This window comes from Leisingera sp. M658 (assembly GCF_025144145.1).
Lineage (GTDB): Bacteria > Pseudomonadota > Alphaproteobacteria > Rhodobacterales > Rhodobacteraceae > Leisingera.
On the sequence record NZ_CP083546.1, the window covers coordinates 4,196,473 to 4,217,922 of the forward strand.

Here is a 21,450-nt window from a genome sequence, read left to right on the forward strand (position 1 = left end):
TGGAATGCCGGTCCAGACCGCCCTATCGACGAGTGAGAAAGTCCATCTTAAATGCCACATGAGTCAGGAATCTTACCCAGGCCTGCTGTGTTTCGCTGTTCCAGTCCGGGCCCAGCGTGTCAGCAAGGGCACTGGTGAAACTGCTTATGAAACCATGGAAATGGGCATCTGATACTTCAAGTTTGCGATGCTTTTCACCTTGCTGTTGCAAGATCGAATCCAACCGGCCGGAGTCATCCAGCGCTTCGGCGATATGGGTCAGCGAGGCCAGCAGCTTTCCCTCTTGCTGGGTCAGATCTTCATGAAACAGGCTCCGGATATCCGGGCAGACGGCAAAGAAATTTCCGTAGAATGCCGGCACAAAGGCTTCGATGTTCATCCGCTCGCTTTCAAAGCTTTGCCGGATCAACTTTTTGTCCTGTTCACTAACCATCAAGACTGACCTCCTGAACACGTGCAGATACTGATGTTACCGCTGCATCACACCATTCTAGTGTTGGAGGGTTGAAAGCGGGGTTAACCAACCCGCCCAATTCATCGCAAGCTGTTAACGGCTCTTGCAGTTTCTGCCGTCATTGCAGCCGCAGCCCCGGTTTTGCGCCTTGTTTGGCGCCCCTTGCGGCGCTAGAGCTTAGGGGCAGCTAAGTTCAGGAGCCAAATGATGTCCAAACTGGTCACGATCTATGGCGGATCCGGTTTCGTGGGCCGCTACATTGCGCGGCGCATGGCCAAGGAAGGCTGGCGGGTGCGGGTGGCCGTGCGCCGTCCCAACGAAGCCATGCATGTGAAGCCCTACGGCGTTCCGGGCCAGGTTGAACCGGTGTTCTGCAATATCCGCGATGATATGTCTGTTGCTGCGGTGATGCAGGGCGCAGATGCAGTTGTGAATTGCGTAGGTGTCTTGAACGAACTCGGTAAAAACTCGTTTGGCGCCATCCATGCGGAAGGCGCAGGCCGTATTGCACGCATCGCGTCGCAGCAGGGGGTGGCCAGCCTGGTGCATATCTCGGCGATTGGCGCCGATGCGGACGGTCCCAGCGAATATGCCAAAACCAAAGCCGCTGGAGAAGCCGCGGTGCTGCAAAGCTTTCCCGGTGCAGTGATTTTGCGCCCGTCGGTAATCTTCGGGACCGAGGACGGCTTCTTTAACCGTTTTGCCGGCATGACCCGGTTGTCGCCGATGCTTCCGATCGCTGCGGGCAGCATCGAGTTCCAGCCGGTATTTGCCGATGATGTGGCCAGGGCCGCGGTCAAGGGGGCATTGGGCCAGGCCGAGCGCGGCATTTACGAACTTGGCGGTCCTGAAGTGAAAAGCTTCCGGGCGCTTATGGTGCAGATGCTTGAGGTGATCCACCGGCGCCGCATGATCCTGTCGCTGCCGCGCCCTGCCGCTTGGCTGGTGGCCTTCGGGTTCGACATGCTGCAGGCGGCCAGTTTTCAGTTGATTGAGAACAAAGTGCTGACACGCGACCAGCTGCGGAACTTGAAGGCGGACAATGTGGTGTCCGAGGGCGCCAAGGGTTTCGGTGATTTGGGTATCAGCCCGGTGACTGTGGGTTCGGTGTTGCCGGATTACCTGTGGAAATTCCGCCCCTCCGGCCAGTATGACGAAATGACGAACTCGGCCCGGAATCTGCGCAACGGCGCCTGATATTGTTACCGGTTTAAGGATTAGTAAGCGCGGGGATCTCCCCGCGCTTTTGATTTCAAGTTCAGCTGCCGTAGGCGATGGCCAGCAGGACAACACCCAGAATCACCCGGTAGATCACATAAGGCGTAAAGCTGACCGAGCGCAGCAGCCGCATCATCAGACTAAGTGCGGCCAGCGCCGCCACCATCGCCAGCACCGCGGCAATGCCCGCATCGCGTATCAGAGCGGTGTTGGCCTCCAGTGCCACCTCGGTTCCCAGCAGCACACCTGAGGCGATGATGGTCGGGATCGACATCAGCATGGCAATGCGGGCGCCGTCCTCGCGGGTATAGCCCAGCTGCCGCGCACCAGTGATGGTGATGCCCGAGCGCGAGGTGCCTGGGATCAGCGCCAGCATCTGCCACAGCCCCATGACCAGCGCATCGCGGACGCCCCAGTCGCCAGCCTGTTTCACTTCGGCGCCTTTCTGGTCGGCCCAGTACAGCACCAACCCGAAGCCCAGCATGGTCCAGCCGATTACTGTCATTGATCGCAGCGCATCGCTGAGGCCGGTGAAATGCAGCACAGCCCCGAACAGGACTGTGGGAATGGTGGCGATGATCAGCCCCAAGGCGAGTTTGGATCCCGGCGTATCCGTACAGCCGGTCAGGGCACGAGGCAGGCCGGCAAGCCCCTCACGCACGTCGCTCCAGAAGTAGATCATCACTGCCGCCAGCGTGCCTATATGCACAGCGACGTCGATCACCTGGCCTTGATCCTCCAGACCGGTCAATCCGGGAAGTAGAATCAGGTGGCCGGAGGAGGAAACTGGCAGGAATTCGGTGATGCCTTGGATCAACGCAATCAGGATCAGCTGAAAAAGCGGCATGCTGAAATCATCCTTCGCTGGCCGCGGATGGGCCGTAAACTGTCGCGACTCTGTATAAATCCCGGCTCTGGATTGGAAAGCGGATATTCAGGTCCGGTTCGGGCCTAATAATCCTGTACATTTCCGTGAAACACGGTATCAGAATTCAAGAGCTGGCTAAATAGGTCAGCAATATTGACATAAAGCGTACCCGTACCCGAAAAGGTGCCAGCGCAGCCAGACAAGCGATGGAGTCCAGCCCGTGGCCAAGCAACCGATGCTGAAATTCGTGCAGATCGAACGCGACATGCCTCAAAAGCGTGACGCAAGTGTGCGCAAAGAAGACTTCAATGAGATTTACGCGGAGTATGCCGCAGTAAAGGCGGAAGAGCAGGCCAGCCGCTGCAGCCAATGCGGTGTGCCCTATTGCCAGAGCCACTGCCCGCTGCACAACAACATCCCCGACTGGCTGCACCTGACCGCAACCGGCCGTCTGGAAGAAGCCTACGAGACCTCGCAGGCCACCAACACCTTCCCGGAAATCTGCGGCCGTATCTGCCCGCAGGACCGCCTGTGCGAAGGCAACTGCGTGATCGAGCAGTCGGGACATGGCACCGTGACCATCGGGTCGGTCGAGAAATACATCACCGACACCGCCTGGGAAAACGGCTGGGTGAAGCCCGCAGCACCGCTGGCTGAACGCTGCGAAAGTGTGGGCATCATCGGTGGCGGCCCCGGCGGTTTGGCGGCGGCGGACATGCTGCGCAAGGCCGGTGTGCAGGTCACCGTCTACGACCGCTATGACCGCGCCGGCGGGTTGCTGATGTACGGCATTCCCAGCTTCAAGCTTGAAAAGGACGTGGTAGAGCGCCGCAATAAATTGCTGGCCGATGGCGGTGTGACCTTCGTGCTGAACTGCAACGTTGGCGAAGACATCTCGTTTGAAGATATCCGCGCCAAACATAATGCGGTGATCATCGCCACCGGCGTTTATAAATCGCGTGACCTGGCGATGCCGGGCAGCGGTGCAGAAGGCATCGTCAAGGCAATCGACTTCCTGTGCGCGTCGAACAAGAAGAGCTTTGGCGACGAAGTTGCTGAGTTCGACAACGGCGACCTGAATGCCGAAGGCAAGAAGGTTGTGGTGATCGGCGGCGGGGATACCGCGATGGACTGCGTGCGGACCTCGATCCGCCAGGGTGCGACATCGGTCAAATGCCTCTACCGCCGTGACCGTGCTAACATGCCTGGCTCGCAGCGCGAGACCCAGAACGCCGAGGAAGAAGGCGTGATCTTTGAGTGGCTGTCGGCGCCCAAGGGCTTTACCGATGAGGGCGGCAAGGTGGCCGGCGTGATGGTGCAGAAGATGCGCCTGGGCCAGCCGGATGCCTCGGGCCGCCAGGCGCCGGAAGTGATCGAAGGCGCGGACTACATTGAGGAGGCCGATCTGGTTATTAAGGCCTTGGGCTTTGAGCCGGAAGAGCTGCCCGTGCTGTGGAACCAGCCGGAGCTGCCGGTGACCCGCTGGGGCACCGTCAAGGCGGCGTTCAAGACCGGCGCCACCGAGCTGGGCGGCGTCTATGCAGTGGGTGACATCGTGCGTGGCGCGTCGCTGGTGGTCTGGGCGATCAAGGACGGCCGCGATTGCGCGGAAGCGATCCTGGAGAACTTCAACAGCAAGGCCGCGGTGGCGGCGGAATAACCCGGCACCCCCTGTACATCGTCTGTGCACCCCTTGTGCACCGGCGGAGCAGCGACGAACCGCAGCAAGGTCAGCATTGCTGACCCAGCCAGCAGAAGGAAGATGGACATGAGCGAATTGCAGGGACAATGCATGTGCGGCGCGGTGACTGTCACCGCCACGCCCGCGCGCGCCTCCATTTCCGCCTGCCACTGCGAGATGTGCCAGCGCTGGGCCAGCGGCCCGTTCCTGAGCTTTCAGGCGGCCAGCGGTTACGCCGCGCTGGGTCCGGTGCAGACCTATGAGTCCTCGGGCTGGGCTGAGCGGGCGTTCTGCGGCAAATGCGGATCGGCGCTGTGGTACCGGATGACCACAGGAGAACATAAGGGCCAGACGCAGATGTCGGCTGGCCTGTTTGAAAACGCAGGCGGCAATGAATTGCGCCTGGAACTTTACATCGACAAAAAGCCAGCGGGTTACGCCTTCGACAGCAGCAGCCGGAAGCTGACCGGCGCTGACGTGATCGAGATGTTTGCCCCCTCCGTAGAAGGAACCAGCCAATGACCAAATATGATGCCGATTGGGTGCGCGCCGAGGAAGCCAAGCGCAAGTGGATGGCTGAAAACGGCCTGTATTCCGAGGAGGAAGAGCATTCCTCTTGCGGTGTGGGACTGGTGGTCTCCGTTGACGGCAAGAAAAGCCGCAGGGTGGTTGAGGCCGGCATCGATGCGCTGAAGGCGATCTGGCACCGCGGCGCGGTGGATGCCGATGGCAAGACCGGCGATGGCGCCGGTATCCATGTGCAGATCCCGGTTCCGTTCTTTTACGACCAGATCCGCCGCACCGGCCACGAGCCGCGCCAGGATGAGCTGATGGCGGTGGGCCAGGTGTTTCTGCCGCGCACCGATTTCGGCGCCCAGGAACGCTGCCGGACCATCATGGAAACCGAAGTTCTGCGCATGGGGTATTCCATCTATGGCTGGCGTCATGTGCCTGTGGACGTGACCTGCCTGGGTGAAAAGGCCAACGCGACCCGCCCCGAGATCGAGCAGATCCTGATCTCCAACGCCAAGGGCGTGGACGAGGAAACCTTTGAGCGCGAGCTGTATGTGATCCGCCGCCGGGTTGAGAAGGCGGCCAATGCCGCAGCGATTTCGGGCCTGTATATTGCCTCGCTGTCCTGCCGGTCGATCATCTACAAGGGCATGATGCTGGCCGAGCAGGTGGCGGTATTCTACCCCGACCTGATGGATGCGCGGTTCGAGAGCGCCTTTGCGATCTATCACCAGCGCTATTCCACCAACACCTTCCCGCAGTGGTGGCTGGCGCAGCCATTCCGGATGCTGGCCCATAACGGTGAGATCAACACGCTGAAGGGCAACCTGAACTGGATGAAGAGCCATGAAATCCGCATGGCGTCGGCGACCTTTGGCGACCATGCCGAAGACATCAAGCCGATCGTGCCGGGCGGCGCGTCGGACTCGGCGGCTCTGGATGGTGTGTTCGAAGTTCTGGTGCGTGCGGGCCGGTCGGCGCCGATGGCAAAAACCATGCTGGTGCCGGAAAGCTGGTCCAAGCAGGCGGTGGAGCTGCCGCAGGCCTGGCGCGACATGTATTCCTACTGCAACTCGGTGATGGAACCCTGGGACGGACCCGCGGCGCTGGCGATGACCGATGGCCGCTGGGTCTGTGCCGGCCTGGACCGCAACGGTCTGCGCCCGATGCGCTATGTGGTGACCGGCGACGGGCTGGTGATTGCCGGCTCCGAAGCAGGCATGGTTCCGATCGACGAGGCAAACGTGGTCGAGAAGGGCGCGCTGGGTCCGGGCCAGATGCTGGCTGTCGACATGCAGAAGGGCAAGCTGTTCAACGACCAGCAGATCAAGGACAAACTATCCCGTGCGCTGCCGTTCGGCGATTGGGTCAAGCGGATTAACGATCTGGACACTACCCTGGCCAGCGCCACTGAGCAGCCGCTGTTCACCGGCGAAGAGCTGCGCCGCCGTCAGGTTGCCGCCGGCTATACCATCGAGGAGCTGGAGCAGATCCTGGCGCCGATGGCCGAGGACGGCAAGGAATCGCTGGCCTCGATGGGCGATGATACGCCGTCTGCGGTGCTGTCGAAGATGTACCGCCCGCTAAGCCACTTCTTCCGCCAGAACTTCAGCCAGGTGACCAACCCGCCGATCGACAGTTTGCGTGAATTCCGGGTGATGTCGCTGAAGACCCGCTTCGGCAACCTCAAGAACGTGCTGGACGAAGACAGCAGCCAGACCGAGATCATTGTGCTGGAGAGCCCCTTTGTCGGCAACGCCCAGTGGGACAAGCTGGTGGACCAGCTGAACGCGCCGCTGGCCGAGATCGACTGTTCCTTTGCGCCGGGCCGCGGGTCGCTGAGTGCAGCATTGGAGCGGATCCGGGCCGAGGCCGAAGAAGCCGTGCGCTCGGGCGCCGGCCATATCGTGCTGACCGACCAGTTTTCAGGCGCGGGCAAGGTGGCGATGCCGATGATCCTGGCGACCTCTGCCGTGCATTCGCATCTGACCCGCAAGGGGCTGCGTACCTTCTGTTCGCTGAATGTGCGGTCAGCTGAGTGCATTGACCCGCATTATTTTGCGGTGCTGATCGGCTGCGGTGCAACCGTGGTGAACGCCTATCTGGCCGAGGATTCGCTGGCTGACCGGATTGACCGCGGTCTGCTGGACGGCTCGCTGACCGAAAACGTTGCGCGTTACCGTGAAGCCATTGACCAGGGTCTGTTGAAGATCATGGCCAAGATGGGGATTTCGGTGGTGTCATCTTATCGCGGCGGTCTGAATTTTGAAGCCGTGGGCCTGTCGCGCGCCATGTGCGCCGAGTATTTCCCGGGCATGACCTCGCGCATTTCCGGCATCGGTGTGACCGGCATTCAGACCAAGGCGGAGGAGATCCACGCCAAGGCCTGGACCTCAGCCGAAGGCGTGCTGCCGATCGGTGGTTTCTACAAGGCGCGCAAGTCGGGTGAGACCCACGCCTGGGAAGCGACCTCGATGCATATGATGCAAATGGCCTGCAACAGAGCCTCATTCGAGCTGTGGAAACAGTATTCGGCCAAAATGCAGTCGAACCCGCCGATCCACCTGCGCGACTTGTTGCACATCAAACCGCTGGGCAATGCCGTACCGATTGAGGAGGTGGAATCGATCACCTCGATCCGCAAGCGGTTCGTGACACCTGGCATGTCGCTGGGGGCGCTGTCGCCCGAAGCGCATAAGACGCTGAACGTGGCGATGAACCGGATTGGCGCCAAGTCGGATTCGGGCGAGGGCGGCGAAGATCCGGCGCACTTCGTGCCGGAGCCAAACGGCGATAACCCCTCTGCGAAAATCAAGCAGGTGGCCTCGGGGCGCTTTGGTGTGACTGCTGAATACCTGAACCAGTGCGAAGAGCTGGAAATCAAAGTTGCCCAGGGTGCCAAGCCCGGCGAGGGCGGCCAGCTGCCGGGGATGAAGGTCACTGACCTTATTGCCCGCCTGCGCCACTCGACCAAGGGGGTGACTCTGATCTCGCCGCCGCCGCACCACGACATCTACTCGATCGAGGATCTGGCACAGCTGATCTACGACCTGAAGCAAATCAACCCGCGCTGCAAGGTGACGGTGAAGCTGGTGGCGTCCTCTGGCGTTGGCACAATTGCCGCCGGCGTGGCCAAGGCAAAGGCGGATGTGATTCTGATCTCGGGCCACAACGGCGGCACCGGGGCGTCGCCTGCGACCTCGATCAAATATGCGGGCCTGCCGTGGGAGATGGGCCTGACCGAAGCGCATCAGGTGCTGGCGATGAACAACCTGCGCGAGCGGGTGACGCTGCGCACCGACGGCGGATTGCGCACCGGGCGCGATATCGTGATGGCGGCAATGCTGGGGGCCGAGGAATACGGCATCGGCACCGCAGCGCTGATCGCGATGGGCTGCATCATGGTGCGCCAGTGCCAGTCCAACACCTGCCCTGTGGGGGTCTGCACCCAGGACGAAGCGCTGCGCGGCAAGTTCACCGGCAATGCCGACAAGGTGGTGAACCTGATCACCTTCTATGCGCAGGAAGTGCGGGAAATCCTTGCCTCCATCGGCGCGCGTAGCCTGGATGAGGTGATCGGTCGGGCGGATCTTCTGGCGCAGGTGTCGCGCGGTTCCGCCCATCTGGACGATCTGGATCTGAACCCGTTGCTGATCACCGTCGATGGCTCGGCCAACATCGTTTACAACCGCGACAAGGACCGCAATGCAGTGCCGGATACGCTGGATGCGGAGATTGTGCGCGACGCCGCCCGCTTCCTGCAGGATGGCGAGAAGATGCAGCTGTCTTATGCGGTGCAGAACACTCACCGCACCGTGGGCACCCGCACTTCCAGCCATATCGTGCGCAATTTCGGCATGCGGAACTCGTTCCAGCCGGATCATCTGACGGTGAAGCTGCAAGGTTCGGCCGGCCAGTCGCTGGGCGCATTTGCTGCACCGGGGCTGAAGCTGGAAGTGTCGGGTGATGCCAACGATTATGTAGGCAAGGGCTTGTCGGGCGGCACCATCGTGGTGCGCCCGCCGCAGGTCAGCCCGCTGAATGCGTCTGAAAACACCATTATCGGCAATACCGTTCTGTACGGCGCCACCGACGGCTACCTGTTTGCAGCCGGCCGCGCAGGCGAGCGGTTCGGCGTGCGGAACTCGGGTGCCTCGGTTGTGATCGAGGGCTGCGGTGCCTGCGGCTGTGAATACATGACCGGCGGTGTGGCCGTGATCTTGGGCACAATCGGCGCCAACTTTGGTGCGGGCATGACCGGCGGCATGGCCTATCTTTATGATCCCGACGGCAAGGCTGAAACCATGATGAACATGGAATCGCTGGTCACCTGCCCGGTCACCGTGGCGCATTGGGAGGGTGAGCTGAAAACCCTGATCGCCCGCCATCTGGAGGAAACCGGCAGCCGCAAGGCCGCAGAGATCCTGCAGCATTGGGACATCGAAAAGGCAAACTTTCTGCAGGTCTGCCCGAAAGAGATGCTTGGCAAGCTGGCACATCCGGTGATGCAGGAACAGGCGGCCGTTCCGGCGGAATAAGCCAAGTTAGAGGCTGGTAATTGGACCCCGCAGGCAAATGCTTGCGGGGTTTTCTTTTTGGCGGTTGGTTACCGGGGGCATGCTGGCCTATAGAGGGGCATGGCAAAGGCAGTTGCGAAAAAGAAGAAAGCCAAGAGCAGTAAGAAGGCGGTAAAGCTGAAGGTCCAGCCCCTTCGCTGGCTGCGGCGCTGGCTGTTGCGGGCGGTGCTGGCTGCGGCGGCGGGATTCGTCTTCCTCATCCTGTTGTTTTCGGTGGTGAACCCGCCGATCACCCACACCATCTGGGCAGAACAGCGCCGCTTGGGTGAGGTGGACCGGATTTGGGTGCCGCTGGAGGAGATCGCTCCGGTTCTGGCGCGCTCGGTGGTGGCCGCCGAGGATGCGCAGTTCTGCCGTCACTGGGGGTTCGATGCCCGCGCTATCCAGGCGGCGATTGAGGCAGGCGGTGCCCGCGGCGGTTCTACCATTTCGCAGCAGGTGGTCAAAAACGTGTTCCTGTGGCAAGGCCGCAGCTGGCCGCGCAAGGTGCTGGAGACGCTGCTGACTCCGGCGGTGGAGATTGTCTGGAGCAAACGGCGGATTCTTGAGGTTTACCTGAACGTCTCCGAAATGGACGAGGGCGTGTTTGGCGCCGAAGCTGCGGCGCGCAAATACTTCGGTGTTGGCCCGGATCAGTTGAGTGCACGTCAGGCAGCGCTGATTGCCGCTGTGCTGCCCAATCCCAAGGACCGCTCTGCCCGCCGGCCCAGCGGTTTCGTGCAGCGCCGTGCCGCACAGATCGCCGATGGGGCGGCCACCATTCGCGCAGACGGGCGGGCGGCCTGTTTCGAGGATTGAATCTTTCCTGCTGGCGGGGCATTGCTGGGCCATCCGCTGTAAGTTTTTTGGAGACCCTCTGTAGCCATGGCGCGCCTTTATCACGTTCCCCTGTCCCCGTTTTGCCGCAAGGTGCGGTTGTCATTGGCGGAAAAGAAAATTGAGGTGGAATTGGTCGAGGAGCGCTATTGGGAGCAGGATGCTGATTTCCTGCGCCGGAACCCGGCGGCAAAGATCCCGGTGATCCGCCTGGATGGCAAGATGATGGCCGAAAGCGCGGCGATCTGCGAATACCTGGAAGAAACCCGGCCTGAGCCATGCCTAATGCCCCGCGATGCCGAAGGCCGCTATGAGATGCGCCGGCTGGTCAGCTGGTTCGATGACAAATTCCACAGCGAAGTGACGTCGAAGCTGCTGTATGAGCGGGTGAACAAGAAGATCACCGGTGAGGGCTATCCTGACAGCCGCAATGTGAAAGCCGGCGCCAAGGCGATCAAATACCATCTGGATTACATGGCCTGGCTGCTGGACCACCGGCGCTGGCTGGCGGGCGATATGATGACGCTGGCGGATTTTGCCGCGGCTGCGCATCTGTCGTCGCTGGATTATATCTCGGATGTGGACTGGAACCGCTCGGCGGTGGTCAAGGACTGGTACGCCAAGATCAAGTCGCGGCCTGCTTTCCGGTCGATCCTGGCGGATCAGGTGCCGGGGTTCCGGCCGCCGCCGCATTACACTGATCTGGATTTCTGATATCAACGGGGCAAGGGGCGCTGCCCCTCTTGGGCCTTTGGCCCAATTCACCCCGGGGTATTTGGGACCAGAAAGAAGATGACTGCAGCGCTGAAAGAACGGCTGGTGGCACAGGCACTGGCCGAGGGGTTTGTCTCCTGCCGGGTCTGCCGTCCGTGGGACGTGCCGCAGGTGCCCGGGCGCCTGCGGGCGTTTTTGGACGCCGGGTATCACGGGCAGATGGGCTGGATGGCGGAGCGCAGCCATTGGCGGGGCGACCCGGCGCTGCTGTGGCCGGATGCGCGGTCGGTGATCATGCTGGCGGAGAGCTATACGCCGGACGAGGACCCGATGGCAGTGGTGGGCCAGGCCGACCGCGGAGCAGTCTCAGTCTATGCCCGTAACAAGGATTATCACGGCCTGGTCAAGAAACGGCTGAAGCGGCTGGCGCGCTGGCTGATTGCGGAGGCAGGGGAGGACTGCGAGGTCAAGGTTTTTGTTGATACCGCGCCAGTGCCTGAGAAGGCGCTGGGGATGGCGGCTGGACTGGGCTGGCAGGGAAAGCACAGCAATCTGGTGAGCCGCGATTGGGGGAATTGGGCTTTTCTAGGCTCTGTTTTCACCACAATTGAGCTGCCTGCCGATGACTCTGAGCGGGACCGCTGCGGGTCCTGCCGGGCCTGTTTGGACAGCTGTCCGACGGATGCTTTTCCGGCCCCCTATCAGGTTGATGCGCGGCGCTGCATTTCCTACCTCACCATTGAGCACAAGGGGCCGGTGGATGAAGAGCTGCGCGGAAAACTGGGCAACCGGATATATGGCTGCGATGACTGTCTGGCGGCCTGCCCCTGGAACAAGTTTGCGGTGGCGGCGAGTGACATGCGCTATGCTGCGCGCGATGAGCTGAAGGCGCCAAAACTGGCGGAGCTGGCGGTTCTGGACGACGCGGCTTTCCGGGCAGTGTTTTCCGGCTCACCGATTAAGCGGATTGGGCGGGACCGGTTTGTGCGCAATGTGCTCTATGCCATCGGCAATTCCGGCCAGCCGGACCTTCAGGACGTGGCACGCGGGCTGGCGGAGGACCCCGATCCGGCAGTTGCGGACGCGGCGCGATGGGCAGTTCAGCAGCTTTCGTGACGCAAACAGGATGGACGCGGCGCAAATAGGCGTTAGACCCTGTCCGGCGAACAGAAGCGGAGAGGACCGGGCATGACGCTGCTCTTGGGTGTGGATACGGGCGGAACCTATACCGATGCGGTGCTGATCCGCGACGAGAAAGAGGTAATCGCCTCGGCCAAGTCGCTGACTACGCGGCAGGATCTGGCGATTGGCGTTGGCGGTGCGATCCGGGCGGTGCTGGAACAGTCGGGAGTTCAGCCGGAGGAGGTGTCGCTGGCGGCGCTGTCCACCACCTTGGCCACCAATGCGCTGGTCGAGGGCCAGGGCGGCCGTGTGGCGCTGATCTATATTGGTTTTGCCGAGAGCGATCTGGACCGGCACGGATTGAAGGATGCCTTGAAAGGGGATCCGGCGCTTGTGCTTGCCGGCGGGCACACCCATGCGGGCAGCGAGGCGGCACCCTTGGACGTGGAGGCATTGGAGATGTTCCTGCGCACCGAGGGTCAGGGGGTAACCGGCTTTGCGGTTGCCGGGGTTTTTGCCACCCGCAATCCAGCGCATGAGATTGAGGCGGCGCGGATCATTCACGAGATGACCGGGGCGCCCGCCACCTGTTCGCACCAGCTATCGGCCAAGTTGAACGGGCCTAAGCGGGCGGTGACCGCGGTGCTGAACGCGCGGCTTATAGGGATGATCGACCGGCTGATCGGGCGGGCGCAGGACACGTTGCGCGATCTGGGTATCAAGGCGCCGATGATGGTCGTGCGCGGCGACGGCGCGCTGATGAGCGGCGGGCAGGCACGGGAGCGGCCGATTGAGACCATCCTGTCCGGCCCGGCGGCCTCAATCGTCGGCGCGCGCTGGATGACCGGGGCGGATCATGCGCTGGTGAGCGACATTGGCGGCACCACAACGGATGTGGCGCTGATCAAGGATGGCAAGCCGGCGATTGATCCGGCGGGGGCCCGGGTTGGCGAATTCCGCACCATGGTCGAGGCGGTGGCGATGCGCACCACCGGCCTGGGCGGCGACAGCCAGGTGCATTTGAACACCAGCGGCCTGGCGGGCGGGCTGACCTTGGGGCCGCGCCGGGTGGTGCCGGTGTCATTGATTGCCACGGATGCGCCTGAGGTGGTGCACGCCGCGCTGGATGAGCAGCTGCGCAACAGCACAGTGGGCGAGTATGACGGCCGGTTTGTGCGGGCGGTGCCGGGGGTGCCGGTTGCGGGTCTGAGCGAGCGCGAAGCCGGGCTGCTGGGACGCATCGGGATGCAGGTGCATCCTCTGGGCCAAATACTGCGTACCCGGATGGAGCACGGCTCCTTGAACCGGTTGGTGGACCGCGGGCTGGTGCAGGTCTCTGGCGTGTCTCCCTCGGATGCGAGCCACGTTCTGGGCCGGGTGCACGCCTGGGACCGCGAGGCGGCGGAGAAAGCGCTGACACTGTTTGCCCGCCGCAGGGTTGGCAGCGGTGATATGGTGGCACAGGATGCAGGAGCGTTGGCGCAGATGATCATTGCTCAGTTGACCGAGCAAACCGCTTTGACCTTGTTAGAGTCTGCTTTTGCCGAAGAAGCGGAAAGCTTTGGCCTGCCGGAGAAAGAGCTGGCCCGGCATGTGCTGCTGCAAAAGGGGCTGGCCCGGCACCGTGGCCTGTTGGCGCTTGATGCTGTGCTGAATGTGGATGTTGTCGGGCTTGGCGCCTCTGCCCCAAGCTATTACCCGGCGGTGGCGGAGCGGCTGCATTGCAATATGATCCTGCCGGAACATGCCGGGGTCGCCAATGCCATTGGTGCCGTGGTGGGCCGCGTCACTATGCGGCGCAGCGGCACCGTAACCTCGCCCGCTGAGGGCAAGTACCGGGTTCATTTGGAGAGCGGGCCGGCGGATTATCCGGAGTCCAGAGAAGCGCTGGAGGCGCTGGAGACGGCCCTGACGCAAGAGGCCCGCGGTGCGGCGGAAGAGGCCGGTGCCGAGGATATTCACGTGCATGTGGAGCGGGATATCCGCACAGCACAGGTGGAATCGCGGGAGGTCTTTGTTGAGGGTACGCTGACGGTGGAAGCCAGCGGACGGCCGCGGGTGGCGGCCGATTAGGCCAGCTTTAGAAATGCGGGTTTTCCATGAAAACCCGCTGCCGCCGGCGGGGATATTTTAGGCCAGAAGAAGCGCTGGGGCCTGGAATGGCCTCGATTTGAAAAGCCCCGCCGTACTGGGCGGGGCTGAATACTGGCTTGTTAGAGCCTATTCTGCGGCGGCGTTCCGTTTCGGGAGCACCCAATCGGGACGCGCGAAATGACAGGTGTAGCCGTTGGGCAGGCGCTGCAGGTAGTCCTGGTGCTCGGGCTCGGCTTCCCAGAAATCACCCGCGGGCTCGACTTCTGTCACCACCTTGCCGGGCCAGAGGCCGGAGGCGTTCACATCGGCGATGGTGTCCTCGGCCACGGCTTTTTGCGTCTCGTCGACGTAGTAGATGGCCGAGCGGTAGCTCATCCCCAAATCGTTGCCCTGGCGGTTCAGCGTGGTCGGGTCGTGGATCTGGAAGAAAAGCTCCAGCATCTCCCGGAAGGAGATGACGGCGGGGTCGAAGGTGATCTCGATCCCCTCGGCATGGGTGCCGTGATTGCGATAGGTAGCATTGGGCACATCGCCGCCGGTGTAGCCGACGCGGGTGCTGATGACGCCGGGGCGCTTGCGGATCAGTTCCTGCATGCCCCAGAAACAGCCGCCTGCCAGGACGGCGCGTTCGGTGGTGCTCAATTCACGACCTCCACTTGGTTGATGTAGGCGCCATAGCCCTCGGCCTCCATATCGTCCAGATGGACAAAGCGCAGCGAGGCGGAGTTGATGCAATAGCGCAGGCCGCCGCGGTCCATTGGGCCATCTGGGAAGACATGGCCAAGGTGGCTGTCGCCATGAGTGGAGCGGACTTCGGTGCGGATCATTCCGAGGGTGCGGTCCTCCAGTTCCTGCACATGTGCGGTCTCAATGGGTTTGGTGAAGCTGGGCCAGCCGCAGCCGCTCTCGTATTTATCCGAGGAGGCAAACAGCGGCTCGCCCGAGACGATGTCGACGTAAATGCCAGGCTCCTTGTTACTCAGCAGCTTGCCTGTGCCGGGGCGTTCTGTTCCCGCGTTCTGGGTCACATAGAACTCTTCCTCGGAGAGGGCGGCAATGGCGTCCGGATTTTTAGTGTATTTGGTCATGGTGTCCTCCCGCCTGTTTACTTGTCGCAGAACATGGGGTGTGAGGGCGCAAATGCAATGCCCTGTTACAGGCGGCTCGCAAAGCCGTGTGCGGCGGCGGGTTTGGTCAGGCGGTGAAGGCGCCGGCCAGATCTCCGGGCAGGTCGAACTCTGTCAGCACCCGGGCGCGGGCCTCAGGCGACATCTTGCGGGCGGTTTTTTCGACAATGCGCTGGACCTTGTCCGCCGGGTGTTTAGCGGCAAAGGGGGCAAAGTACCACTTCAGGAAGACAAAACAGATGATGTCCTCCAGAGCCTGCACCTGATCGTCGCGCTTGATGCCTTCCTTGCGCAGCATCCTTGCGGCGGCGTTTGCATCGTCTGCGCCATAACCTGCCTCCTGCATCAGGGCAGAGACCACCTGGGCGTGGTGTTCGGCTTCGGCTTTGCGCCAGGCGAGATAGCCGGCGCGGCCTTCAGGATAGCTGCTGCGCTGCAGCTTCCAGCGCTCCACATGCTGGCCGCGGGCGGCAATTTGCAGCGCGTCGGAGGCATCGGGGAACAGGCGCATCTGCTGTTCGCTCATACGCTGGCCATAAAGCAGCGCGGCAGGCTGGCCGTCCTCCAGGCTGGGATCCTGGGCATTGGCGGCGTCGATGGCGTCCAGAACCTGGGTCAATTGCGCGCTCATGCTGCGTCCTCCTGTTTAGTCATTGAGGGCCAGAATAATGCGGAAGCGCGGCGGGTTGCAACGGCCCGGCACGCCGTCAGGCGTGCCGGGCCCAAGGGGCAGCGACGGGCGTCAGCCCGGCTTTGCCGCGCGGGAGAGCGCCGATGGCGGCAGGGCGGGGCGGCGGGCAAGCTGAACCGCGAGAATGCCGCCGGTGACAATGGCCACCCCCAGCACATCGAGCGGGCCCAGTTTTTCACCCAGCAGCACGCTGGCGACGGCCACGCCGAACACCGGGTTGAGGAAGTGGAAGGTGGCAGCCCGCACCGCGCCGATGCGGTTCAGCAGCATAACCCAAATGAGGGTGGCCATCAGCCCCGGCACCACCGTGGTATAGGTAAAGGCCAGCGCCAGCCGCAGGGTGGGGCGGACGAAGATCTCCTCGGTCAGCGGGGCTGCTATAAACAGGATGACGGAGCCGATCAGCATCTGAAGCCCCACCACCATCATGAAATTGCCGCCTGAGGTGGCGCCGCGCAAAGCCAGCGTTGCAGTGGTCAGCGCCAGCACGCCGATCACGCAGAGGAACACTCCGAACAGGTCGACCCCGGCGCCAAGCCGCGTGCCCATGATCAGTGCCACGCCGAGGACGCCTGCCGCCAGCCCGGCATAGCCCAGGGGGCGCAGCCGTTCGCCGAACAGCGCCCAGCCCGCCAGCGCAACCAGCAGCGGCATGGTGGAGGCGATGATCGCGGCGAGCGAGGCCTCGATCCATTGCATGGCGACGAAATTCAAACCGAGGTACAGCGCGTTCTGGCAGATGCCGAAGATCACCGTGGCACGCCATTGGCCCGGCGTCAGCCGCCATGTCTGACCCATGGCGCGGGCGATGGCGACACCGATCAGGCCGGAGATCAGGAACCGCACGGCGAGGGAAAACAGCGGCGAGGCGTCTTGGACGATGATCCGGGCGGAGGTGAAAGCAGAGGACCACATCAAGGCAAAGGCCAGCCCCATGGCTATAGCGCGCGCATCCATTTTGAGTACCTTTCTCCCGGAGCGGACCTTCGGGGAATTGATAGAGGAGATCAAGCTGGGTTGAACCGGAATCAGCTGAGCTTGGCCATTAGGATCTGCCAGCTGGCGGCGCCAAAGGCGGCGGCAAAAAGGGCTTCAAACCCGCGGCGCAGGCGGATGTAGACCCGGCTGGCAGTGGTGCTGGAGAACAGAATGGCATAGCCGTGGAAGATCAGCGTACTTTGCACGGCGATGGCGGCGATTACCGTCAGCAGCGCTGATGGTTCAGTACCGGGCGGGATGCCGATGGCGTAAAGCGACCCAAAGAACAGCACCGCCTTGGGATTGGTCAGATGCAGGGCCAGCCCCTTTGCATAAGCCGCGCGCAAGGACCCGGCTGCAGAAACCTTGAGTTCCGGGTTTCCGGGGCGCAGCGCAGAACGGGCCGAGCGCAACGCGAGATACATCAGGTAGACTGCACCGAAATAGCGAACGCCCTCAAAAATCCAGGCATTGGCCAGCATCACTGCGCCGAGGCCAAAGGCTGCGGAAACGGACCAGATCAGCGAGCCGCTGCTGACGCCGGCGGCGACGGCCAGCCCGGCGGAGCGGCCGCGCTGCATGGCGGTGCCGGCGATGGTCAGCGTCGCGGGACCGGGGCTGGCACCGGCCAAGAGCGCGGCCCCTAGGATCAGGATAAGGTTCACGTCAGTCATGCAGCAGTCCTCCTCCGGTGTGACGGAAGGGTGCGCTTGACGGGGGCAATAGGCAAGCAACAACGCTGCGGCCGCGGGCGAAGCTTTTCCGCAGCCGGGAAACATCCGGGCAAAAGAAAAGGGCCGCCCGTGCGGGCAGCCCTGAAACCGTCCGGTTTGTCGCCGGTATCAGCCGTTCACGCTGTCTTTCAACGCCTTTGCGATGGTCATTTTCACAACCTTGTCAGCTTCTTTTGTGAACTTCTCGCCGGTGGCCGGGTTGCGCACTTCGCGCTCGGGGCGCTCGCGGCAATAGATCTTGCCGACGCCCGGCAGGGTCACGGCACCGCCGCCCGACACTTCGCGGGTGATCAGCGAGCAGACCGCTTCCAGAGCGGAACCTGCGACTTTTTTGTCGCTGCCCATTTCGTCAGCCAGAGCGGCAACAAGCTGGGTTTTGGTCATCGGTTTGGACATTCTTCGTCTCCTTAAACTGCCCGAACTCTAGGGCCTCATCGCCGGATATTATCGTTATGTTGTATGATAACACAACTTCTTGTGCGCGCCGGGCAGGCAAAAATAGGCATTTTTTCTAGGAAAACTGCAAAATTCAGCCTTAAAGGAAGGCCGTTTCATCGAACGAGCGCAACTTCCGGCTGTGCAGCCGCTCCAGAGGCATTCCGCGCAGCCGCTCCATTGCTCTTATGCCGATTTGCAGATGCCGTGCAACCTGTGTCCGGTAAAAGTCCGAGGCCATGCCCGGCAGCTTCAGCTCCCCATGCAGCGGTTTGTCGGAGACGCACAGAAGCGTGCCATAAGGCACCCGGAAGCGGTAGCCATTGGCGGCGATGGTGGCGCTTTCCATGTCCAGCGCGACGGCGCGGGACTGGGACAAGCGCTGCACCGGACCGGACTGGTCGCGCAATTCCCAGTTGCGGTTGTCGATGGTGGCGACGGTGCCGGTGCGCATGATCCGTTTGAGGTCAAAACCCTCGTATTCGGTGATCTCGGCCACGGCCTCTTCGAGTGCGACCTGGATTTCCGCCAGCGCCGGGATCGGTGTCCAGACCGGCAGATCGTCATCCAGCACGTGGTCTTCGCGCAAGTATCCATGCGCCAGCACAAAGTCTCCCAATGCCTGAGTGTTCCGAAGGCCTGCGCAATGGCCGACCATCAGCCAGGCATGCGGGCGCAGCACCGCGATATGATCGGTGGCGGTTTTGGCATTGGACGGGCCGACACCGATGTTGACCAAGGTGATGCCGCCTCCGTCTGCGCGTTTCAGGTGGTAGGTGGGCATCTGCGGCAGCTTGCCTATCACCGGTATTACGGCAGCGGGGTCAGTGATCTCGTGGTCGCCGGTGCTGACAAAGCTGGTATATCCGGAGTCCGGATCCGCCAGCTGGGCGCGGGCGTAGGCTTCAAATTCGGCGACATAGAATTGGTAATTGGTGAACAGCACGTGGTTCTGGAAATGCTCGGCGCTAGTGGCGGTGTAATGGCTGAGCCGGGCCAGCGAGTAGTCGATGCGCTGTGCGGTGAACAGCGCCAGCGGTCCGGTGCCATTAGGCGGCTGATAGGTGCCGTTGACGATATCGTCATTGGTGGTCGACAGATCCGGCACGTCAAATACGTCGCGCAGGGTGAACCCGGCTGCACCGTCCTGCGGCACTGTCAGGTCAGGACGCGAAGCAACTGCGAAATGCACTGGGATCGGAGTGTCAGAGACATCGATGGTCACTGGCTGGCCGTGGTTGCGAATGAGCAGGGTGATCTGCTGGATCAGGTAATTGCGGAACAGGTCCGGCCGCGTCACCGTGGTGGCATAGGTGCCGGGCGCAGAGACATGACCAAAGCTGAGGCGGCTGTCTACCTGGGCAAAACTCGTGGTGGAGAACCGGATCTCCGGGTAATAGGCGCGGATGCGCTGGTTGTCCGGCGCCCCGTCAGCCATCGCCCGGCTGAATTCCTCGCAGATGAAGCCGGTGGCCTGCCGGTAAAGCAACTCAAGCCGGTCCACCGCTTCGGTTGCGTCGTTGAACGTTTCGGTCGGCGGATGGCCGGGGTGTTTTGTTGTTATCATTGAGCAGGCTCGATTACCGGGATTTTCTGGAAAGTGCGCACATCGACTAGACCAAGGTCGGAAATTCTCAGCTCCGGGATCACGACCAGCGCCAGCAACGAGTGCTGCATATAGGCATTGTTCAGGCTGCAGCCGCAGGCCTCCATCGCTTCCATCATGACTTGCGCCTTGGCAGCCACCTCGGTTGCGGGGCTGTCGGACATCAGGCCGGCAATCGGCAGCTCGACCAGAGCCAGTTCCCTGCCGTCCTTGTAAAGGGTGATGCCGCCGCCCACTTGGGCCAGGCGGTTGGCCGCCAGCGCCATCTCGTGGCGGTCGGTGCCGACCACGATCATGTGGTGGCTGTCATGCGCCACGGTTGAGGCCATCGCCATCTTACCGGTGTAGCCGAAGCCCGAGACAAAGGCGTTGGTGACGCCGCCGGTGGCGCGGTGGCGTTCGACCAGCGCGATCTGGCAGACATCGCCCGCGCCCTCGACCAGCCCGTCCACAACCGGCAGTTCTGCCTGCAGCGCCTTGGTCGGGGCCTGGTTTTCGACCACGCCGATCACATTGGCGGTGACCGCATTGGCGCCCTCGGGTGCGGCAAGCTCAAAGTCTTTCGCCGTCAGTTCGTGACCCAGATGCACTGTGCCGCGGGCGCTGGCGGGCCAGGTGTAGTGCGGGCATTTGACCTTGATAGAGCCTGATTCCGCGACGATCTGCCCGCGCGCGACAACCAGTTCGATAGGCAATTCTCGCAAGTCGGAGGTCAGGATCACGTCAGCCCGGCGGCCAGGGGTGATCGAGCCGATCTCACGTTCCAGTCCGAAATGGGTGGCGGTATTGATGGTGGCCATCTGCAGCGCAATCACCGGATCGCAGCCGCAGGCAATCGCGTGGCGCACCACCCGGTTCATATGGCCGTCATTGACCAGGGTGCCGGAGTGGCAGTCGTCGGTGCAAAGGATGAAATTGCGCGGGTCCAGCCCCTTTTCCGTCACCGCAGTGATCTGGCTTTCTACGTCATACCAGGCCGAGCCCAGCCGCATCATCGACCGCATCCCCTGGCGGACACGTGCAATGGCGTCGGTCTCGCAGGTGCCCTCGTGGTCATCCGCCGGACCGCCTGCCACATAGGCGGCGAAATCAGGGCCGAGGTCTGGGGAGGCATAATGACCGCCCACTGTCTTGCCCGCGCGCTGAGTGGCGGCGATTTCAGCCAGCATCTTAGGGTCGGCATTGGCCACGCCGGGAAAATTCATCATCTCCCCCAGGCCGATGATGCCGGGCCAGTTCATTGCCTCCGCCACATCCTCGGCGGAGATTTCATAACCGGTGGTCTCCAGCCCAGGTGCCGAGGGCGCGCAGCTGGGCATCTGGGTGAAGATGCTAACGGGCTGCATCAGCGCCTCGTCATGCATATAGCGCACGCCGTCCAGACCCAGCACATTGGCAATCTCATGCGGGTCGGTGAACATCGAGGTGGTGCCGTGCGGGATCACCGCGCGGGCGAATTCCGCCGGGGTCAGCATACCGCTCTCGATATGCATATGGGCATCGCACAGGCCGGGGATCATGTAGCGGCCACGCGCCTCTATGATCTGCGTCTCCGGTCCGGTGCAATAAGAGGCATCCGGTCCGACATAGGCAATGCGGCCGGCCTTGATCGCAATATCATGGCCCGGCAGCTGCTCGCGGGTGTGGACATTGACCCAGATACCCTGCCGGATCACTGTATCCGCCGGCACGCGGCCGGCTGCGACGTCGATCAATTGAGGGGCGGAGTCGGGCCAGCTTGGAAAAATGTTTTCTGACATATTCCAATTGTTCCGATTGCGCGCGGGAAGGCAAGCGGATTGCTGGCTTTGCCATCAAAGCT

The 21,450-nt window shown here is 62.3% G+C and carries 18 protein-coding genes; 8 read left to right on the plus strand and 10 right to left on the minus strand.

What is annotated here, in order from left to right; translation table 11 throughout:
• Window positions 1–22 precede the first annotated feature (22 nt).
• Window positions 23–433 (minus strand): globin domain-containing protein, encoded by a 411-nt coding sequence (locus tag K3724_RS20470; RefSeq protein WP_259992707.1) that lies wholly within the window; start codon window positions 431–433, stop codon window positions 23–25.
• Window positions 434–661: 228 nt separating this feature from the next.
• Here K3724_RS20470 and K3724_RS20475 point away from each other — a divergent pair, with 228 nt between their 5' ends.
• Complete coding sequence (locus K3724_RS20475; RefSeq protein ID WP_259992708.1) at window positions 662–1,651, plus strand: complex I NDUFA9 subunit family protein; 990 nt, start codon at window positions 662–664, stop codon at window positions 1,649–1,651.
• 61 nt (window positions 1,652–1,712) lie between these two features.
• Here K3724_RS20475 and K3724_RS20480 read toward each other — a convergent pair whose 3' ends face one another.
• On the minus strand, window positions 1,713–2,519 hold the full coding sequence (locus K3724_RS20480) for an undecaprenyl-diphosphate phosphatase (RefSeq protein ID WP_259988731.1): 807 nt from the start codon (window positions 2,517–2,519) through the stop codon (window positions 1,713–1,715).
• A gap of 241 nt (window positions 2,520–2,760) precedes the next feature.
• Here K3724_RS20480 and K3724_RS20485 point away from each other — a divergent pair, with 241 nt between their 5' ends.
• The 7 genes from K3724_RS20485 (at window position 2,761) to K3724_RS20515 (ending at window position 14,036) form a co-directional block, all read left to right on the plus strand.
• Complete coding sequence (locus K3724_RS20485; RefSeq protein ID WP_259988733.1) at window positions 2,761–4,200, plus strand: NAD(P)-dependent oxidoreductase; 1,440 nt, start codon at window positions 2,761–2,763, stop codon at window positions 4,198–4,200.
• Between the two features lie 108 nt (window positions 4,201–4,308).
• Complete coding sequence (locus tag K3724_RS20490) at window positions 4,309–4,743, plus strand: GFA family protein (RefSeq protein ID WP_259988735.1); 435 nt, start codon at window positions 4,309–4,311, stop codon at window positions 4,741–4,743.
• Window positions 4,740–9,272, plus strand: a complete 4,533-nt coding sequence (gene gltB, locus K3724_RS20495) for a glutamate synthase large subunit (RefSeq protein ID WP_259988737.1) — start codon at window positions 4,740–4,742, stop codon at window positions 9,270–9,272. The genes K3724_RS20490 and gltB overlap by 4 nt, the downstream gene beginning before the upstream one ends.
• Window positions 9,273–9,371: 99 nt before the next feature.
• Window positions 9,372–10,109, plus strand: a complete 738-nt coding sequence (gene mtgA / locus K3724_RS20500) for a monofunctional biosynthetic peptidoglycan transglycosylase (protein ID WP_259988739.1) — start codon at window positions 9,372–9,374, stop codon at window positions 10,107–10,109.
• Window positions 10,110–10,175: 66 nt separating this feature from the next.
• Window positions 10,176–10,841 (plus strand): glutathione S-transferase family protein, encoded by a 666-nt coding sequence (locus tag K3724_RS20505; protein WP_129372581.1) that lies wholly within the window; start codon window positions 10,176–10,178, stop codon window positions 10,839–10,841.
• 78 nt (window positions 10,842–10,919) lie between these two features.
• The gene (gene queG, locus K3724_RS20510; protein WP_259988741.1) at window positions 10,920–11,957 is read left to right on the plus strand and encodes a tRNA epoxyqueuosine(34) reductase QueG; all 1,038 of its coding nucleotides are present in this window, start codon (window positions 10,920–10,922) and stop codon (window positions 11,955–11,957) included.
• Between the two features lie 72 nt (window positions 11,958–12,029).
• Window positions 12,030–14,036: a hydantoinase/oxoprolinase family protein gene (locus K3724_RS20515; protein WP_259988744.1), complete on the plus strand. Its 2,007-nt coding sequence runs from the start codon at window positions 12,030–12,032 to the stop codon at window positions 14,034–14,036.
• A 147-nt stretch (window positions 14,037–14,183) separates the two neighbouring features.
• Here the strand turns inward: K3724_RS20515 and msrA are convergent, their stop codons facing one another.
• The 8 genes from msrA to ade all read right to left on the minus strand — a co-directional run bounded on the left by msrA (window position 14,184) and on the right by ade (window position 21,388).
• Window positions 14,184–14,699, minus strand: coding sequence for a peptide-methionine (S)-S-oxide reductase MsrA (msrA, locus tag K3724_RS20520; protein WP_259988746.1), 516 nt, complete (start codon window positions 14,697–14,699; stop codon window positions 14,184–14,186).
• A complete protein-coding gene (gene msrB, locus K3724_RS20525; RefSeq protein WP_259988748.1) occupies window positions 14,696–15,145 on the minus strand; it encodes a peptide-methionine (R)-S-oxide reductase MsrB in 450 nt (149 codons plus the stop codon). Before msrB ends, msrA begins: the two co-directional genes overlap by 4 nt.
• Before the next feature lie 106 nt (window positions 15,146–15,251).
• Window positions 15,252–15,815, minus strand: coding sequence for a DUF4202 domain-containing protein (locus tag K3724_RS20530; RefSeq protein WP_259988750.1), 564 nt, complete (start codon window positions 15,813–15,815; stop codon window positions 15,252–15,254).
• A gap of 111 nt (window positions 15,816–15,926) precedes the next feature.
• On the minus strand, window positions 15,927–16,832 hold the full coding sequence (locus tag K3724_RS20535; protein WP_259988752.1) for a DMT family transporter: 906 nt from the start codon (window positions 16,830–16,832) through the stop codon (window positions 15,927–15,929).
• Between the two features lie 71 nt (window positions 16,833–16,903).
• Window positions 16,904–17,527: a LysE family translocator gene (locus K3724_RS20540; RefSeq protein ID WP_259988754.1), complete on the minus strand. Its 624-nt coding sequence runs from the start codon at window positions 17,525–17,527 to the stop codon at window positions 16,904–16,906.
• A 168-nt stretch (window positions 17,528–17,695) separates the two neighbouring features.
• Window positions 17,696–17,983 carry an HU family DNA-binding protein gene (locus tag K3724_RS20545; protein WP_027256921.1) on the minus strand — a complete coding sequence of 96 codons (288 nt, stop codon included), beginning with the start codon at window positions 17,981–17,983 and terminating at the stop codon, window positions 17,696–17,698.
• A 139-nt stretch (window positions 17,984–18,122) separates the two neighbouring features.
• The gene (locus K3724_RS20550; RefSeq protein WP_259988756.1) at window positions 18,123–19,589 is read right to left on the minus strand and encodes an AMP nucleosidase; all 1,467 of its coding nucleotides are present in this window, start codon (window positions 19,587–19,589) and stop codon (window positions 18,123–18,125) included.
• The gene (gene ade, locus K3724_RS20555; RefSeq protein ID WP_259988758.1) at window positions 19,586–21,388 is read right to left on the minus strand and encodes an adenine deaminase; all 1,803 of its coding nucleotides are present in this window, start codon (window positions 21,386–21,388) and stop codon (window positions 19,586–19,588) included. Before ade ends, K3724_RS20550 begins: the two co-directional genes overlap by 4 nt.
• Between the last annotated feature and the right edge of the window lie 62 nt (window positions 21,389–21,450).

Bases quoted from the DNA above. Each gene is read 5' to 3' on its own strand.
- queG (WP_259988741.1), top strand. From the start codon at position 10,920: ATGACTGCAGCGCTGAAAGAACGGCTGGTGGCACAGGCACTGGCCGAG.
- K3724_RS20475 (WP_259992708.1), top strand. From the start codon at position 662: ATGTCCAAACTGGTCACGATCTATGGCGGATCCGGTTTCGTGGGCCGC.
- K3724_RS20545 (WP_027256921.1), bottom strand. From the start codon at position 17,983: ATGTCCAAACCGATGACCAAAACCCAGCTTGTTGCCGCTCTGGCTGAC.
- K3724_RS20535 (WP_259988752.1), bottom strand. From the start codon at position 16,832: ATGGATGCGCGCGCTATAGCCATGGGGCTGGCCTTTGCCTTGATGTGG.
- K3724_RS20480 (WP_259988731.1), bottom strand. From the start codon at position 2,519: ATGCCGCTTTTTCAGCTGATCCTGATTGCGTTGATCCAAGGCATCACC.
- K3724_RS20515 (WP_259988744.1), top strand. From the start codon at position 12,030: ATGACGCTGCTCTTGGGTGTGGATACGGGCGGAACCTATACCGATGCG.
- gltB (WP_259988737.1), top strand. From the start codon at position 4,740: ATGACCAAATATGATGCCGATTGGGTGCGCGCCGAGGAAGCCAAGCGC.
- ade (WP_259988758.1), bottom strand. From the start codon at position 21,388: ATGTCAGAAAACATTTTTCCAAGCTGGCCCGACTCCGCCCCTCAATTG.
- K3724_RS20470 (WP_259992707.1), bottom strand. From the start codon at position 433: ATGGTTAGTGAACAGGACAAAAAGTTGATCCGGCAAAGCTTTGAAAGC.
- msrB (WP_259988748.1), bottom strand. From the start codon at position 15,145: ATGACCAAATACACTAAAAATCCGGACGCCATTGCCGCCCTCTCCGAG.
- K3724_RS20550 (WP_259988756.1), bottom strand. From the start codon at position 19,589: ATGATAACAACAAAACACCCCGGCCATCCGCCGACCGAAACGTTCAAC.
- K3724_RS20530 (WP_259988750.1), bottom strand. From the start codon at position 15,815: ATGAGCGCGCAATTGACCCAGGTTCTGGACGCCATCGACGCCGCCAAT.
- mtgA (WP_259988739.1), top strand. From the start codon at position 9,372: ATGGCAAAGGCAGTTGCGAAAAAGAAGAAAGCCAAGAGCAGTAAGAAG.
- K3724_RS20490 (WP_259988735.1), top strand. From the start codon at position 4,309: ATGAGCGAATTGCAGGGACAATGCATGTGCGGCGCGGTGACTGTCACC.
- K3724_RS20540 (WP_259988754.1), bottom strand. From the start codon at position 17,527: ATGACTGACGTGAACCTTATCCTGATCCTAGGGGCCGCGCTCTTGGCC.
- K3724_RS20505 (WP_129372581.1), top strand. From the start codon at position 10,176: ATGGCGCGCCTTTATCACGTTCCCCTGTCCCCGTTTTGCCGCAAGGTG.